Annotated in this window: 12 protein-coding genes; 7 read left to right on the top strand and 5 right to left on the bottom strand. The window is 64.9% G+C overall.

Annotated elements, in window-relative coordinates:
• Positions 1–105 precede the first annotated feature (105 nt).
• Both C7450_RS15945 and ppx read left to right on the top strand, forming a co-directional pair.
• Positions 106–2,355: an RNA degradosome polyphosphate kinase gene (locus C7450_RS15945; protein ID WP_110375585.1), complete on the top strand. Its 2,250-nt coding sequence runs from the start codon at positions 106–108 to the stop codon at positions 2,353–2,355.
• Positions 2,345–3,862: an exopolyphosphatase gene (ppx, locus tag C7450_RS15940; RefSeq protein WP_245449799.1), complete on the top strand. Its 1,518-nt coding sequence runs from the start codon at positions 2,345–2,347 to the stop codon at positions 3,860–3,862. The genes C7450_RS15945 and ppx overlap by 11 nt, the downstream gene beginning before the upstream one ends.
• A 315-nt stretch (positions 3,863–4,177) precedes the next feature.
• Here the strand turns inward: ppx and rnd are convergent, their stop codons facing one another.
• A complete protein-coding gene (gene rnd, locus C7450_RS15935) occupies positions 4,178–5,323 on the bottom strand; it encodes a ribonuclease D (protein WP_110375431.1) in 1,146 nt (381 codons plus the stop codon).
• A gap of 131 nt (positions 5,324–5,454) precedes the next feature.
• On the opposite strand from rnd, the gene aspS reads away from it, so the two are divergent.
• From aspS to C7450_RS15920, 3 genes are all read left to right on the top strand, one after another.
• A complete protein-coding gene (aspS, locus tag C7450_RS15930) occupies positions 5,455–7,230 on the top strand; it encodes an aspartate--tRNA ligase (protein WP_110375584.1) in 1,776 nt (591 codons plus the stop codon).
• 155 nt (positions 7,231–7,385) lie between these two features.
• Positions 7,386–8,288: a glycosyltransferase family 2 protein gene (locus C7450_RS15925; protein WP_110375430.1), complete on the top strand. Its 903-nt coding sequence runs from the start codon at positions 7,386–7,388 to the stop codon at positions 8,286–8,288.
• 76 nt (positions 8,289–8,364) lie between these two features.
• A complete protein-coding gene (locus tag C7450_RS15920) occupies positions 8,365–9,477 on the top strand; it encodes an acyltransferase family protein (RefSeq protein WP_110375429.1) in 1,113 nt (370 codons plus the stop codon).
• On the opposite strand, the gene C7450_RS15915 is transcribed toward C7450_RS15920, so the two are convergent.
• Complete coding sequence (locus C7450_RS15915) at positions 9,434–10,045, bottom strand: CatB-related O-acetyltransferase (RefSeq protein ID WP_245449797.1); 612 nt, start codon at positions 10,043–10,045, stop codon at positions 9,434–9,436. The genes C7450_RS15920 and C7450_RS15915 overlap by 44 nt on opposite strands.
• 148 nt (positions 10,046–10,193) lie before the next feature.
• On the opposite strand from C7450_RS15915, the gene C7450_RS15910 reads away from it, so the two are divergent.
• Positions 10,194–12,500 (top strand): NADP-dependent malic enzyme, encoded by a 2,307-nt coding sequence (locus tag C7450_RS15910; RefSeq protein WP_110375427.1) that lies wholly within the window; start codon positions 10,194–10,196, stop codon positions 12,498–12,500.
• A gap of 85 nt (positions 12,501–12,585) precedes the next feature.
• Here the strand turns inward: C7450_RS15910 and C7450_RS33560 are convergent, their stop codons facing one another.
• The 3 genes from C7450_RS33560 to erpA form a co-directional block, all read right to left on the bottom strand.
• Positions 12,586–12,849 (bottom strand): hypothetical protein, encoded by a 264-nt coding sequence (locus tag C7450_RS33560; RefSeq protein ID WP_146227352.1) that lies wholly within the window; start codon positions 12,847–12,849, stop codon positions 12,586–12,588.
• Positions 12,850–13,045: 196 nt separating this feature from the next.
• Entirely contained in the window at positions 13,046–14,815 is a 1,770-nt protein-coding gene (locus C7450_RS15900) for a hypothetical protein (RefSeq protein ID WP_110375425.1), read from the bottom strand.
• A gap of 162 nt (positions 14,816–14,977) precedes the next feature.
• Positions 14,978–15,304, bottom strand: coding sequence for an iron-sulfur cluster insertion protein ErpA (gene erpA, locus C7450_RS15895; RefSeq protein ID WP_110375583.1), 327 nt, complete (start codon positions 15,302–15,304; stop codon positions 14,978–14,980).
• A 181-nt stretch (positions 15,305–15,485) separates the two neighbouring features.
• Between erpA and C7450_RS15890 the strand changes: the two genes are divergently transcribed.
• Positions 15,486–16,694 (top strand): deoxyguanosinetriphosphate triphosphohydrolase, encoded by a 1,209-nt coding sequence (locus C7450_RS15890; protein ID WP_110375424.1) that lies wholly within the window; start codon positions 15,486–15,488, stop codon positions 16,692–16,694.
• Positions 16,695–16,807: the final 113 nt, after the last annotated feature.

The following is a 16,807-nucleotide window of genomic DNA, read 5'->3' as shown; positions in this document are numbered from 1 at the left end:
GTCGAGGCAGAACATAGGCCGGTCGAGGACGACGTCCTTGCCGGTGATGCGGTGCTGGACAAGGCAGCCACGGATAAGGCCGACTTGGATAAGGCCGACTTGGACATGGCCGACCTGGACAAGGCCGACTTGGACAAGGCTGACTTGGACACAACCGCCACGGAGACGCCGGTCGGTGAAGGTGTCTCCGGAAAAAGCGCCTCCAGTCCCGCCCAGGATCTCCGCTACTCGCCCGCCCGCTTCATCAACCGCGAGCTCTCGTGGCTCCAGTTCAATCGCCGGGTGCTGGAGGAGGCCTCCAATCCGAACCACCCGCTGCTTGAACGCCTGCGCTTTCTCTCGATCTCCGCGAATAATCTCGATGAGTTCTTCATGGTCCGTGTCGCGGGCCTGCGCGGCCAGGTGCGCTCAGGGATCCAGATAGCCTCCCAGGATGGCCTGACGCCGATCGAGCAACTCGCGCAGATCGGCAACGAGGTTTCGTCGCTTGCCAATGACCAGCAGCAACGCTGGCGGGACCTGCGCGATGATCTTCTCCTGAACGGGATCGTCCTCGTGGACGGCGAGAACCTGACCAAAGCCGAATGGGCCTGGCTCGGGGACTACTTCCTCGACCATGTATTCCCGGTTCTGACGCCGCTCGCCGTCGACCCGGCCCACCCCTTCCCCTTCATTCCCAATCTCGGCTTCTCGATTGCCCTGTCCCTGTTCCGGCAGAGCGACAATCGCGCGCTCAACGCGCTGATCCGCGTGCCGAACAAGGTGGAGCGCTTCGTGCGGCTCCCGGATTTCGCGGAAACGGGGGCTGCGCGCTTCGTCACGCTCGAGCAGCTGATCGTCATGTTCACGTCGCGGCTCTTCCCCGGCTACACCGTCACCGGCGGTGGCGGCTTCCGGGTGATCCGCGACAGCGACATCGAGGTCGAGGAAGAGGCGGAGGATCTTGTGCGCCTGTTCGAGACGGCGCTGAAGCAACGCCGCCGCGGCAGCGTCATCCGCCTCGAAATCGACGTGGCCATGCCCGATCCTTTGCGCGCCTTCGTGGTGAAGGAGCTCAAGCTCGAGCAGGACGCGGTGTTTCTGGTCGAGGGCATGCCCGCCCTCAATGAATTGAGCCAACTCGTCTCCCTCGAACGGCCTGATCTCAAGTTCAAGCCTTACAATCCGCGCTTCCCCGAGCGCATCCGCGAGCATGGCGGAGATTGCTTCGCGGCGATCCGCGAGAAGGACATCGTCGTCCATCACCCCTATGAATCCTTCGATGTCGTCGTGCAGTTCCTGCATCAGGCGGCGCGGGATCCGGATGTGGTCGCCATCAAGCAGACGCTCTATCGCACGTCCTCCAACTCGCCGATCGTCAAGGCGCTCGCCGAGGCGGCCGAGGCCGGCAAGTCGGTGACGGCGCTCGTCGAGCTCAAGGCGCGCTTCGATGAGGAAGCCAATATCCGCTGGGCGCGCGATCTCGAGCGGGCCGGCGTGCAGGTCGTCTTTGGCTTCATCGAACTCAAAACCCACGCCAAGCTGTCGTCGGTCGTGCGGCGCGAGGGGAGCCAACTCGTGACCTACTGCCACGTCGGTACGGGCAACTATCATCCCGTCACGGCGCGCATCTACACGGACCTGTCGTTCTTCACGGCCGATCCGGTCATCGCCCGCGATGTGGGACGCATCTTCAACTACATCACCGGCTACGCCGAACCGGCGGGTCTCGAGCGCATGGCGGTTTCCCCGGTTACGCTCAAGCCGCGCATCCTGCAGCATATCGCCGAGGAAATCGCGCATGCGAAGGCGGGGCGTCCGGCGGCGATCTGGTGCAAATGCAATTCGCTGGTCGATCCGGTCATCATCGACGCGCTCTATGAGGCGAGCTCGGCCGGCGTGCAGATCGATCTCGTCGTGCGCGGCATCTGCTGCCTGCGGCCGGGCCTGAAGGGGCTGTCGGAGAACATCCGGGTCAAATCGATTGTGGGCCGCTTTCTCGAACACAGCCGAATCTACGCTTTCGGAAACGGCCATGGGTTGCCGCATCCGCAGGCGCACTTGTATGTATCGTCTGCGGACCTGATGCCGCGTAACCTCGATCGGCGAGTGGAATGCCTATGTCCGATAACCAACGAGACCGTGCATCAACAGATCCTCGACCAGATCCTCTTGGCCAATCTGCTCGATAACGAGCAGAGCTGGACCATCCTGCCGGATGGAACCAGTCAGCGGGTGAAGCCCGCCGCGAACGAGCTGCATTTCAACGCTCACCAATATTTCATGACGAACCCGAGCTTATCCGGACGTGGAAAATCCCTCAAAGACTCCCGCCCTCGCACCCTTGCCAAGAAGTCCAGCCGAGGTGAGCGCTGACCGCGCGGTCGCGGCCGGCTTGCGCAAAGTGCTCGAACCGGTGGCCATCGTCGACATCGGGTCCAACTCTGTCCGTCTTGTCGCCTATGATGGCTTGACCCCCGCACCGACGCCCCTTTTCAACGAGAAGGTCCTGTGTGGGCTCGGCCATAACGTCGCCCTTACGGGCAAGCTCGATGAAAGCGCCATGGCCAAGGCGCTGCGGGCGCTGCGCCGCTTCCGGGTTATCTGCGCGCATATGCGGATCGCGTCCGTCCATGTGCTCGCCACGGCTGCGGCGCGTGATGCCTCCAACGGCTCCACCTTTCTGGCCGCGGCAGAGGAGGCCATCGGCCAGCCGGTCGAGCTCCTCTCCGGGCGCGAGGAGGCGGAGCTCTCCGCCTATGGCGTCATATCCAGCTTTCACAGGCCGGACGGCGTCGTGGGCGACCTCGGCGGGGGCAGCCTGGAACTGATCAATGTCAAGGGAAAGGCGCTGGCCGACGGCATCACGCTGCCGATCGGCGGCCTTAACCTGCGCGACGTGTCGGGCGGTTCGGTTCGCAAGGCCAAGAAGGTGGTGCGCCAGGCCTTGCAGAAGGCCGGACCGCTGGATGGGCTGCGGGGCCGTGCGTTCTATGCGGTGGGCGGCACCTGGCGGGCGCTGGCACGCCTCCACATGGGGCAGAAGGGCTATCCGCTGCATGTGCTGCATGGCTATACGCTGACCGCCGGCGAGGCGATCGAATTCGCCAGGATCATCGAGCGCACGGGCGTCGAGGCCTTGAGTGCCATCGATGCGGTCTCCGACGCGCGCCAGCCGCTGCTGGCCTATGGCGCGCTCGTGCTCGAGGAGATCGTGCGGCGCGGCAAGCCGAAGGAGATCGTGATTTCGGCGGCCGGCGTGCGCGAGGGATTGCTCCACACCCGCCTGGACGCGGATAGCCGCATCGTCGATCCGCTGCTCTATGCGGCGCGCGAGCTCAACGCCCTGCGTTCGCGCTCACCGGCCCATGCGGAGGAATTGATCCTCTGGACCGACAGGCTGATGACCTCGCTTCATATCGACGAGACCGCTGACGAGAAGCGCCTGCGGCACACGGCCTGTCTCCTCTCCGATATCAACTGGCGCTCACATCCTGATTATCGCGGCGAGCAGAGCATGGATACGATCGCCCAGGCGGCCTTCGTCGGCATCGATCATCCCGGCCGCGCCTATGTGGCGCTCGCCGTCTCGCTGCGCCACATCGGCCTGTCGGTCGATTTCGGCTTCCGCCTGCGGGAATTGATGACAGCGCGCCTTATGGATCGTGCACGTATCCTGGCCGGTGCCATGCGTATTGCCTATATCGCGTCGGCCGCCATGCCGGGCACCTTGCCGCGGATGCCGCTCGTCGTGAGCAGTCAGAAGCTCCAGTTGCTCGTGCCGTCGGATCTGGCGGATCTTGCCAGCGAAAAGCTGCAGAACCGCGTGAAACAGCTCGCGCGCCTGATCGGCTGTCAGCCCGCCGTCGTCATCCGGAAATAGGACCGCGGCGTCGGGCCGGACGCGCCCGCGCGCTTGGGGGGCAACCGCGCAACACACGGCCTTGCTCTCGCTGTTGTCGCTATCGAGGTTGTGCGGGCAATGCCATGTCCCGGCAATGCCATGTCCGGGCAATGCCATGTCCGGGCGGTGTCATTCCCGGCTAAGCGCCGCAAGGCCCGAGGGGAAGGGAATCCAGGTAAGAGACGTCAGCTTTTGACGCTTCTGGATCCCTTCCCGCGATTGGCTTTGCCAATCGCGCCGGGGGTGACAGGTGCGCGGCTCACAAAATCGTTTTGCACAGCCTGCTCGCGGGCGTCAGCGTTCGATGGTGACTACGCGGCCGCGCTCGATGGACAGCGCGAGCTGGCCGCGCTTCAAGGCGATGGCGCGCTCACCGAAGAGCTCATAGCGCCAACCGCGCAGGCTCGGAACGTCGGCGTGATCGCTGGCGGCGATCGCCTCGAGGTCATCGACGGTCGCCAGGATCTTTGGCGCGACGCGCTCATTTTCCGCCACGGCCTTCAGGAGCACCTTCAGCATTTCGAGAACGGCGCCGTTGTTGGCCTTGCCGCGCGGCTTCTCCAGCGACGGGATCGTCCTGGGATCACGCGCCAGGCCGCGCTCGATCGCCGCGAGCACGTCGGTGCCGCCGCGTGAACGCTCAAAGCCGTTGGGTACCGAGCGCAGGTGGCCCAGGGCCTCGGCGGAGCGGGGCGCGTGGGTCGCGATGTCGATGAGGCTGTCGTCTTTCATGACGCGTGAGCGCGGCACGTCGCGGGTCTGGGCCTCCTGTTCGCGCCAGGCCGCGACCTCCATCAGAACCGCGAGGTCGCGTGTCTTCTTGACGCGCCCGCGCAGGCGCATCCAGGCGTTCTCCGGCTTCATCTCGTAGGTGGCAGGCGACGTCAGGACCGCCATTTCCTCCTCGACCCAGCTCGCGCGGCCGGTCCGGGCCAGTTCTTCGGCCAGCGAGAGATAGAGCGTCCTGAGATGTGTCACATCGGACAGCGCATAGGCGAGCTGGTGCTCGCTGAGCGGGCGATGCGACCAGTCGGTAAAGCGCGACGACTTGTCGATGCGGGCCTTGGCGATGTCGTTGGCGAGCTGCTCGTAAGACACCGAATCGCCATAGCCGCAGACCATGGCGGCGACCTGCGTATCAAACAGCGGGCAGGGTATGACTTCGCCCTTCTGCCAGATGATCTCCACATCCTGACGCGCGGAATGGAAGACCTTCACGACCGCCTCGTCCGCCATCAGCGCGAAGAAGGGCGCGAGGTCGAGATCTGCCGCCAGGGGATCGACCAGGATGGCTTCGTCCGGGCTCGCCAGCTGGATCAGGCACAGCTTGGAATAAAAGGTCGTCTCCCGCAGGAACTCGGTGTCCACGGTGACGAAGGGGTGCTGACGGAGCCTGTCGCAGGCAGCCTGCAGCTTTTCTGTTGAGTCGATCAGATCCATGAAACCGCGCTATAGCCGAGACGGACGCACTTGTCGCGCTTATCCTTGACAAGAAGCGCATCTCATGGGTTTTTCCGGCCTTTGAAGTCGCGGGGCCGCAGGAGCCCCGCTCAGCCTTGGGCGGTCTCGCCATGCATCGCTATCGTTCTCACACCTGCGGCGCGCTCCGCGGGACCGACATTGGTGAAAAGGTCCGCCTGTCGGGCTGGTGCCACCGCATCCGCGACCACGGTGGTGTGCTGTTCATCGACCTGCGCGACCACTATGGGCTGACGCAGGCCGTCATCGATCCGGATTCGCCCGCCTTCAAGGCGGCGGAAGCCCTGCGGGCGGAATGGGTGGTGCGGATCGACGGCCTGGTGCGTGCGCGTCCCGCCGGGACGGAGAATGCCGATCTGCCGACCGGCCAGGTCGAGGTCTATGTGAGCGAGATCGAGGTGCTGGGTCCCGCCGCCGAGCTGCCGCTGCAGGTCTTCGGCGACCAGGTCTTCCCGGAGGAGACGCGCCTCAAATATCGCTTCCTCGACCTCAGGCGCGAGAAGCTGCACAAGAACATCATGACGCGCGGTGCCGTCATCGATTCGATGCGCCGCCGCATGAAGGACCAGGGCTTCTTCGAGTTCCAGACGCCGATCCTGACCGCGTCCTCGCCTGAGGGCGCGCGCGACTTCCTGGTGCCGTCGCGGCTGCATCCCGGCAAGTTCTATGCCCTGCCGCAGGCACCGCAGCAGTACAAGCAGCTCATCATGATGTCGGGCTTCGATCGCTATTTCCAGATCGCGCCCTGCTTCCGCGACGAGGATCCGCGCGCCGATCGCCTGCCGGGCGAATTCTACCAGCTCGACCTCGAGATGAGCTTCGTGACGCAGGAGGATGTGTTCGCGGCGATGGAGCCCGTCATCCGTGGCGTCTTCGAGGATTTCGCCGAGGGCAAGCCCGTCACCCGGAACTGGCCGCGCATTCCCTATGCCGAATCGCTGCGCAAATACGGTTCGGACAAGCCGGACCTGCGCAACCCGCTCGTCATGCAGAACGTCTCCGAGCATTTCCGCGGCTCGGGCTTCAAGGTCTTCGCGCGCATGCTCGAGGACGCGAAGAACGAGGTCTGGGCTATCCCCGGACCCGGCGGCGGCTCACGCGCCTTCTGCGACCGCATGAATTCCTGGGCGCAAAGCGAGGGTCAGCCCGGCCTCGGCTACGTGATGTGGCGCGAAGGCGGGGAGGGCGCGGGGCCCATCGCCAACAACATCGGCCCGGAGCGCACGGCCGCCATCAAGGCCCAGCTCGGCCTGAAGGACGGTGACGCCGCGTTCTTCGTGGCTGGCGACCCGGAGAAATTCGTCAAGTTCGCGGGCGCTGCGCGCACGAAGGTGGGCGAGGACCTCAACCTCGTCGATCATGATCGCTTCGAGCTCGCCTGGATCGTCGACTTCCCGATGTACGAGTGGAACGAGGACGACAAGAAGGTCGATTTCTCGCACAACCCGTTCTCGATGCCCCAGGGCGGGCTGGAGGCCCTCGAAGGGCAGGATCCCCTGACCATCAAGGCCTTCCAGTACGACATCGCCTGCAACGGCTATGAGATCGCCTCGGGCGGCATCCGCAACCATCGTCCCGACGCGATGGTCAAGGCCTTCGAGATCGCCGGCTATGGCGAGGAGACGGTCGTCGAACGCTTCGGCGGCATGTATCGCGCGTTCCAGTATGGTGCGCCGCCCCATGGCGGCATGGCGGCGGGTGTCGACCGCATCGTCATGCTGCTCTGCGGGGTGACCAACCTGCGCGAGATCTCGCTGTTCCCGATGAACCAGCAGGCGCTCGACCTCACCATGGGCGCTCCCTCCGACGTCACGGCGAAGCAGCTGCGGGAACTCCATATCCGGCTCAATCTGCCGGACGCGAAGTGACGATCCGATCCCTTCCCGCGAGGGGAGGGTGGATCCGCGTGGAGCGCGGAGCCGGGAGGGGTCGCGAGGCGCCCCCCCACCCCCTCCGCTTCGCGGAGTACCCTCCCCCTCGGGGGAGGGATCAGCGCCCCCTGCGTGCCGGCCGGGAGCTGTAGATGCGAGCCGCCACCGTTCCCACCTCCGTCACCGCCGTCGTCGTCGCCTATGACAGCGCCCATGCGTTGCCGGATTGCCTCGGCGCGCTGGCGCGGGACGGTGTGCCGGCGATCGTGGTCGACAATGCGAGCACCGACGGCTCTGCCGAGGCGGCGGCGCGGCTCGGCGCCGCAGTCATCCGCAATGGCGTCAACGAAGGCTATGGGCGCGCGAATAATCGCGGGGTCGCCGCCGCGACGACGCCTTTCGTGCTGATCATCAACCCGGATGTCATTCTCGACCCGGGGGCTGTCGCGGCGCTTCTCGATGCCGCCGCGCGCTATCCGGACGCCGGTCTTCTCGCGCCGATGCTGATCGAGCCGGACGGGCGCGTCTTCTTCCAGCCGCGCTCGCTTCTCGCGCCCTATCTTCGCAATCCCGCGGGGGTTGAATGGCTGCCCGAGGGCGATTGCTGCGCGCCTTTCCTGTCCGGCGCCGTCTTCCTCATGCGGCGGGATCTGTTCACGGTGCTTGGCGGCTTCGACGAAAACATCTTCCTGTTCTACGAGGATGACGACCTCTGCCGCCGCATTGCCGATGCCGGCCATGCGCTCGTCCATGTGGCCGGTGCGGTGGCGCGCCATGGGCGCGGGCGTTCCAGCGCGCCGGCGCCGGGGCGCATCTTCCGCGGCCGCTGGCATCAGGCCTGGTCGCGCGCCTATGTCAGCCGCAAATACGGGCTGCCGAACCCGGCGCCGGCCATGGCGCTCAAGAACGCGGTGAAAGCCCTCGGCGCGGCGCTCCTGTTCAATCGCGGCCGCATGGCACGCTACGGAGGATCGGCTGCGGGCGCCATCGCCGCCTTGCGCGGCGTTGACGCGCTGGACTATCAAGGAATTCTAGACAGGCGCAAGGGATTCTAAACAGGCACATAGGGGAGGGAGCCTCGCGTTCCGGGGCTCGCACGTCGTCAGCCGCATCGAGTGAACAAGAGCCGCAATGACTTCGACAACCGCACCGTCATCCACCCGGCCCGGGCTTCTGGCCGAGCTGCCGACCCTGGCTGACTGCATTGCGCGTCCCTATGACAATTTTTCCGTGCTGCGGCTCATCCTGGCGCTGGCTGTCGTCGTCTCGCATGCCTTCAGCGTCTCGACCGGCGGCCATGAACCCTTGTACCTTTCGACGGGCTTCAGCCTCGGCGAATATGCGGTCAACGGCTTCTTCACGATCTCCGGCTTTCTCGTCACCATGAGCTTCGCGCGGCGCGGCTGGCGCGACTATATCGTCGCGCGTACGCTGCGGATTGCGCCCGCCTTCATCGTGGTGACCCTGGCGATGGCGGTCTTCGGTTCCCTCATCACCACGTTGAGCTTCGCCGACTATTGGCGTGATCCGCAGGTCGGCCGCTTCATCGTCGCGACGCTGACGACCTTCAAGAGCGCCGGCGCGCTTCCTGGCGTCTTCGCGGACAATCCCCTGCGCGCGCCGCTCGGTACGGTCTGGACGTTGAAATACGAGGTACTGTGCTACCTCGGCGTCCTTCTGTTCGGGGTCGCCATTGGTCTCAGCCGCCGGGGCGTCGCGCTTGCCATCATCGCCGGCTTCGGCATCGCCATCGTCCTCCTGGACGTGCTCTATCCTGAGGCCGGGAAAGCCGTGCAGACGTCGCTCCGCCTGCCGTTTCTGTTCGGCATCGGAGCGGTGTTCTACCTGTACCGGGACGAGGTGCGGATCACCTCCTGGATTGTGCTGATGCTCGTTGCTGTGACGTGGCTGGCCCAGGACACGTCATTCTACAAGGCCCTCAATTTCGCGACGGGCGCCTACGGCATCATCTGGCTGGCGGTGGCCCCCGGTCTGTCGTCGCGCGCCTTTGATCTGAAGACCGACCTCTCCTACGGCGTCTATCTCCTCGGTTGGCCGGTGCAGCAGACGCTCCAGGCCTTCTCGCCGCAGATGCCGATCGAGGCCATGCTGCCGATCGCCGTTGTTCTGTCGCTCCTGGTCGCAATGGTCTCCTGGCACGTGGTGGAGAAGCCGGCGCTCGGCCTCAAGGCCCGCATCCTCAACCACGCCCTGCGGCAGGATCCTCGATCCGCAGCGATTTGACCGCCGTGATGACGGCGGCGACGTCTCCGCTTTGGAGGAGCGGGATGAGCGCCGCGACGTCATGGCGCGGCAATTCCCACCAGGCGCAGTCGAGGAGCGCGGCGATCGCCGCGTCGTCGAAGCGTTTGCGGATGAGACGCGCGGGGACGCCGCCAACCACCGCATAGGGCGGAACATCGCGGCTGACGACGGCCCTCGCCGCGATGACAGCCCCCGACCCGATCGTCACGCCGGGCAGGATGAGGGCTCCGGAACCGATCCACACGTCATGGCCGATCACCACATCTCCCGCAGGCCCCTGATGGTCGAGGCTTTTCGGGGCTTCGGGCCACTGCGCGGGGAAGGCGGAAAATGGATAGGTGCTCACGAAATCGGCGCGATGGTTGCCGCCGAGCATGATCTCGACCTGGTCCGCGATGGAGCAATAGGAGCCGATCGTGAGCCTCGCGCCCCAATCGGCGAAGCGCACCTTGGGCCTTCCATAGGAATAGGGGCCGATGGCCGCGCCGTGCTTGCGGACGAGCTTGTCGAGGTGGAGGCGGGTTTCGTTGTGCGGGTTTCGCTTCATCCCCAATCGCTCGAAAATCCGCATTGACGGCCTCATGTCCTTGCTCTGCTCTCAGCGCATTCCTGCGGCGCCAAATCGACATTGACGCCATCGTCCCTTAGCGCGCACAAGGCTTATCAAACTTGAGCGGAAGGATGGGAGCGCGACGATGGCCGATGAAATGTCGAATGATCTGAAAGCCGGAGCGCTTTACTACCACCGTCATCCGCGGCCCGGAAAGCTTGAGATTCAGCCCACCAAGCCGCTCGGCAACCAGCGGGACCTGGCCCATGCCTATTCGCCGGGCGTGGCGGCTGCCTGCGAGGCGATCGTCGCCGATCCGGCCGAGGCTTCGCAGCTTACCTCGCGCCAGAACCTCGTCGCCGTCATTTCCAACGGCACGGCAGTGCTCGGCCTCGGCAATATCGGGCCGCTCGCCTCCAAGCCGGTGATGGAGGGCAAGGCGGTCCTCTTCAAGAAATTCGCCGGCATCGACGTCTTCGACATCGAGGTGGCGGAAAACGACGCGGCGCGGCTCGTCGATGTGGTGGCCGCATTGGAGCCGACCTTCGGCGGCATCAACCTCGAGGACATCAAGGCGCCGGAGTGCTTCGAGGTCGAAGAGAACCTGAAAGCCCGCATGGGCATCCCGGTCTTCCACGATGACCAGCACGGCACGGCGATCATCGTCGGCGCGGCGGTGAGCAATGCGCTCGAGCTTGCCGGCAAGTCGATCTCCGACGTCAAGATCGTCACGTCGGGCGCGGGCGCGGCGGCGCTCGCCTGCCTCAACCTGCTGGTGACGCTCGGCGCGCGTCGCGAGAACATCTTCGTCACCGATATCGAGGGCGTGGTCTATGAGGGGCGCGAGGCCCTGATGGATCGCTGGAAGAGCATCTATGCGCAGAAGACGGAGGCACGCAGGCTGGCGGAGGTTATTCCCGGCGCCGACGTTTTCCTCGGCTTGTCCGCCGGCGGTGTCCTCAAGGCGGACATGGTCAAGACCATGGCGGAAAAGCCGCTGATCCTGGCGCTTGCCAACCCCTATCCGGAGATCATGCCGGACGCGGCCATTGCCGCACGCCCTGACGCCATGATTTGCACCGGGCGGTCGGATTTCCCGAACCAGGTCAATAACGTCCTCTGCTTCCCCTACATCTTCCGGGGGGCTCTCGATGTCGAGGCCTCGACGATCAACGAGGCGATGAAGGCCGCTGCCGTCAAGGCCATCGCGGCGCTGGCCCGCGAGGCGCCGTCGGATGTCGTGGCGCGGGCCTATGGCGGCGATATCAGCGGCTTCGGCCCGACCTCGCTCATCCCGAACCCGTTCGACCCGCGCCTGATCCTGCGCATCGCCCCGGCCGTTGCCCGCGCCGCCATGGAATCAGGCGTGGCGCGCAAGCCCATCACCGACATGGCCGCCTATACCGAATCGCTGTCGCGCTTCGTGTTCCGCTCCGGCTTCATCATGAAGCCCGTGTTTGCGCTGGCGCGCAAGGCGCCGAAGCGCGTGATCTATGCGGAGGGGGAAGACGAGCGCGTGCTGCGCGCGGCGCAGGCGGTGCTGGAGGACGGCATCGCCCAGCCGGTGCTGATCGGCCGCCCGGCGGTCGTCGAGACGCGCCTCAAGCGGTTTGGCCTGTCCATCGAGATCGGCCGCGACTTCGAGCTCGTCAACCCGGAGGACGATCCCCGCTACCGCGACTATGTCGCCACCTATCTCGATGTGGCCGGGCGCAAGGGAATCACGCCGGACATCGCGCGCACGCTCGTTCGGACCAACACCACGGTCATCGCCGCGCTGGCCTTGGCGCGTGGTGAAGCGGACGCCATGCTGTGCGGGCTGGAGGGGCGCTTCTCCTCCCGCATCAAGCATATCGAGGACATCGTGGGGCTCGCGCCCGGCGTCAGGGCGCTCTCGGCGATGAGCCTGATCATCACCTCCAAGGGGCATTACTTCCTGGCCGACACCCATGTGCGCGACGATCCGAGCGCCGACGAGATCGCCGAGATGACGGTGATGTGCGCCGAGCATGTGCGCCGTTTCGGCATCGAGCCGCAGATCGCGCTTTTGGCGGATTCGGATTTCGGTTCGGCCGACACGGCGAGCGCCGTCAAAATGCGCAAGGCCCTGTCCCTTATCCGCGAGCGGGCGCCTTCGCTCGAAGTCGACGGCGAGATGCAGGCCGACTCGGCCCTGTCACAGGTCATCCGCGAAAAGGTGCTGCCGACGTCGCGACTGAAGGGCGCGGCGAATGTGCTGATCATGCCGAATCTCGATTCGGCCAATATCGCCTATCAACTCACCAAGATCCTCGCGGATGCGCTGCCGGTCGGGCCCATCATCCTCGGGCCGGCAAAACCCGCTCATATCCTCACGCCGTCGGTCACCACCCGCGGCATCGTCAATATGACGGCCGTCGCGGTTGTGGAAGCGCAGGCCGGCGACGGCGAAACGGCTGGCACCAAGGCTTGAACCGCGCGTTCAGCGCATTGATGGCCGGCTAAGCAAGGGCGGTGTGGCGCTGTTCTTCGGCGTTCACCGCCCTTATCATTGCCGTCTACGACGTGTGATGCTGGCGCATCGTCGGGTGGGTCTGCGGAGCCGGCGCGGCGTGCTGCTGCATCTGCTCCTCGTTCAAGAGCCGCTGATAGGCTTTCACATTCTCCTGAGCGTCACGAATGCCGGAAAGATTGTGATCCTGCTGCATTCGGGCGGTGTCCTGCTGCTGGAATATGAACAGATCGGGATCAGTGGCAAAAGCAGGTCCTGCACTAAGGGCTAAGCCAATGCCTGCATACAACGCGATAAGACGAGGCTTCATGGTTCCATGTCCTGATCACTCCAGCCCCGATCGCCTTATACTGCAGGCCGCCGCCTGAAGACTGCGACATCTGCGCCCAAACCCGCTTCCGATCTTCACAAATTGAAGATCAGCGCTCCCTCCGAATGGACATACAAAAAAGGCCCGGATCGCGGGAAGCGTCCGGGCCGGCGTACGGGGAGGGTCGGAGGACGCGCTATTTCGCTTCGGCCGTCAGGTTGATCTGCTCGAGAATGGCGGCCGGCTGGCCACCGGTCGCGCCATAGTCGGCCAGACCGAAGCCAGCCGCATCCTTGGCGGCCGCCTTCACGGCGAGCTGACCGGGCTTGGCGATGAAGCGCGCGACCGCGGCACCCAGGGCCTTGCTCTCGGGGCTGCCGCCGAGGAAGCTCGGGACGCCGACCGTTGCGATCATGCCGTATTCGGTCTTCAGCGTATCCGGCGACTTGTTCTGCTTGGCCGCCTCTTCCGCCAGCAACTTGTCCGCGAGCCCGGCGTTGTCGACGGTGACAGCGAGATTTTTCACGGTCAGCGCCATCCCGGCGGCATTGCGAACGGCCTCCTCCGAAGAGAGCAGGTCGGGCGTGACATTGCCGATGACCGCGCTCACGGCGGCCTTGCCCATGTCCTTTCCGCCAAAGGAGAATTCGTTGATGACGAGCTCCTTGCCGGCTTCGTTCAACCGGCCCTCGATGGTGAAGGATAGCGACAGGTCCTTGTAGCCCATCGCAATCAGGCGCTTGGCGAAGTCGTTCTCCGCGTCCGCCGGCAGGGTGAAGACGGCGTTGTTCATGGAAACCCGTAGCCCCCCCTGCGCGGGATAAGCCGGGTTGGCCTGTTGCGGGTTCGGGTTGTTGCCGATGCCCACAACGACATCGCCGATGGTGAATGTGGAGTGTGCCGGCTCGGGAAGATCGACCTTCACATTCTTGATCGTTGCAGACGTGGCGACGATGCTGTCCCACATCGACAGAGCCTCTGTCAGAATCTTGAACGAGCTGTCCTGCTTGTGGGCTTCGTCCATCGGTAATTTCTGCAGGCTCTCCACCAGGGAGAGCAGGGATGTTCTGCCCAGTCGCGCGACCATACCATCGCCGGAGATGTCCTCGATGCTAAGCTTTGTGCCATTCGGCTCAGTGAACACCATATCAGACGTGGTGAAAGGGCCATGAATCTTCACGGGCGGGTTAGGGCCCGTCCCTGCGCTGTCCGTAAAAAGGCGCGCCAGGGCAGCGATATCTAACGCGTCGTATCGCAACGCTCCGGATGTGCCGCTCGCGGTGCCGTCCGACGACAGCGGCTTGGTCTGGCTGTTAGCCCCGCCACCATTGCCCGGGGAGGGGCTCGCCGGCTTGTCCCTGCGCGTCGTCGTGCTGTAGCTGCCGCTGGCCTGGGTGAATTTCGCAGCGACGCCGTTTACGACGTCACGAAACGCGATGTCGGTGTACGTGCCGATCGTGTGACTGCTCACCCCATCAAAGGAGAAATTGGACTCATATTTCACTTCGGGGATCACGACGCTGCTGGCCGAGATCTTCGCCAGGCGGTTGGCGAGCGTGTCCGGAGCGTTGGCGGCGAACAGCGCGGCGAGGCCCGCGCGATCGAGGCTCGAGCCGGTAAAGACCATGCGCGGCATGTCGTAGCGAATGGGGCCGACAGTCACGGTGACGTTCTCAAGTGTGACGTCTTCGGCGGCGAAGGCGGGCGCGATCAGCGCCGGGCCGCCGGTGGTGCTGACCTGGCCGATCGTGATAATGGCGGCGCCTGCGGCGAGGCGGATGTCACCGAGTGTGATCCGCCCGTTGAGCGGATTGGCCGCGACCTTGCCGATGGTGGCGCCAGCCCGCGCGGCGGCCGCGACAAGGCCTTGCTCCGTCGTGACTTTCGCGCCCAGGGCGCCGACGCCCGCGAGAGCGGCCAGGGAAACTGCAGACAGCAAGATCGCTTTCGCGCGCGGCCGGGCCATGGGTCGTTTTCCTCAGATCCGTGGGATGGGTGGCTTCTGCCCTAATCTACAGTATTTCGTATAGCCTTGAGCAGTGGCAACCCTATGACTGATCGCGCCTGTCATCGATAGTCCGGGGCGATTTGGATAGTCCCCGGGACGTTTGCGCGTGGGCTGTGGCCCTTAAAGCGAGAATGACGTTCCGCAGCCGCAGGAGGCTGTTGCATGCGGGTTCTCGATCTTGAACGATTGGCCGATCAGGTCGTCGACGAAATCGATCACCGCACCATCCATATATTGCAGCGACACGGAGTCGACGAGCACGGTCGCGCCGTCGCGCTCGACAACGAGATCGTCATCCCCGCGCTCATGGTCGACGTCGAACACATATTGGAAGCCCGAGCAGCCGCCCCCGTTGACGCTGATCCGCAACATCGCCCCCGCCGTCTCTGCGGCGAGAACCTCCTGGATGCGCGTCACGGCCCTGTCCGTCAGCGAAATCGGTGTCATGCTCATGTCACTCGTGCTCATCGCGTCGTCATATTGCCAAAGGCCCATCTTACGGTGCCGCGCGGCCGGTTGGCAAAAAGCAGCCGCCAGCCGAACCCACATTGACACGCCGATAAATCTTGGCAAAGCGCCTGCCTCATAGATAAGTGCAGGGCAATGGACGTTCAACGGGGAGTGTGACGTGCGGCCTCATGGTGAACGCTGGCGAGCGCCCTATGCCTGCGACCCCGGTGCGACCCGGGGCCGGCTTTATCCGGAAGCCGATTCGCCGACGCGCAGCCCCTTCCAGCGCGATCGTGATCGGATCATCCATTCCACGGCGTTCCGGCGGCTCAAGCACAAGACCCAGGTCTTCGTCTACCACGAGGGCGACCACTATCGGACGCGCCTGACCCATACCATCGAGGTCAGCCAGATCGCCCGCGCGCTCGCCCGGGCTCTCGGCCTCGACGAGGATCTGGCGGAGGCGCTCGCCCTCTCCCATGATCTCGGCCACACGCCCTTCGGCCATACGGGCGAGGAGGCGCTGGACGCCGAGATGGCCGGGCAGGGCGGTTTCGACCACAACGCGCAGGCCTTGCGTATCGTCACCCGGCTCGAGCGCCGCTATGCGGCCTATGACGGGCTCAACCTGACCTGGGAGACGCTGGAAGGGCTCGTCAAGCATAATGGCCCACTGGTGGATGCCGCAGGTCGCGGGATCGGCGCCTATCGGGAACACGGGGTGCCCGGCGCCATCCTCGAATATTCTGCGCTGCAGGATCTGAAGCTTGCGAGTTTCGCCAGCGCCGAAGCGCAATGCGCGGCGATTGCCGATGATATCGCCTATGATGCCCACGACATCGACGACGGGTTGCGGGCGGAGCTGTTCGATCTGGCCGATCTGGCGGGCGTGCCTTTCCTGCGCGATATCCTCGATGAGATCGAACGCGCCTATCCGGGCCTTGAGCGCAGCCGGGTCATCCACGAACTCGTGCGCCGTATCATCACCCGCTTCGTCGAGGATGTGATCACCGAGAGCGACCGCCGCCTTTCGGCGCTGGCGCCGGCGGATGCCGATGCCATTCGCGCCGCCGGCGATGCGGTGGTCGCCTTCTCGCCGGGCATGGCGCAGGCGGAAGCCGGCATAAAGGGCTTCCTCTATCCGCATATGTATCGGCACCCGACCGTGATGGCCGTGCGTCGGCAGGCGGATCATGTCGTGCGCGATCTCTTCCGGCGCCTCGTGGCGGAGCCCGGGCTGATGCCGGCGGAGTGGTGCGCGGATCTCGCCGGGGCTGACGATGGCCGCCTCATGCGCCGCGTGGCGGACTATATCGCAGGCATGACCGATCGCTACGCCCTGGAGGAGCATCGGCGCTTGTTTGACGCAACACCTGATTTGCGCTAGTGGAACCGATCTGACTGCGCTCCATGATTGTTGGATTGGTGCGTGAATTCAGATAGTTATGATGGATCTCTCAATCAATCTTGACGCGATTGCCCGGCCTCTGCCGTGCCCTA

Origin of the sequence: Chelatococcus asaccharovorans (genome assembly GCF_003201475.1) — a bacterium.
Classification (GTDB): domain Bacteria; phylum Pseudomonadota; class Alphaproteobacteria; order Rhizobiales; family Beijerinckiaceae; genus Chelatococcus; species Chelatococcus asaccharovorans.
This window is presented reverse-complemented; position numbering and strand designations above follow the sequence as displayed.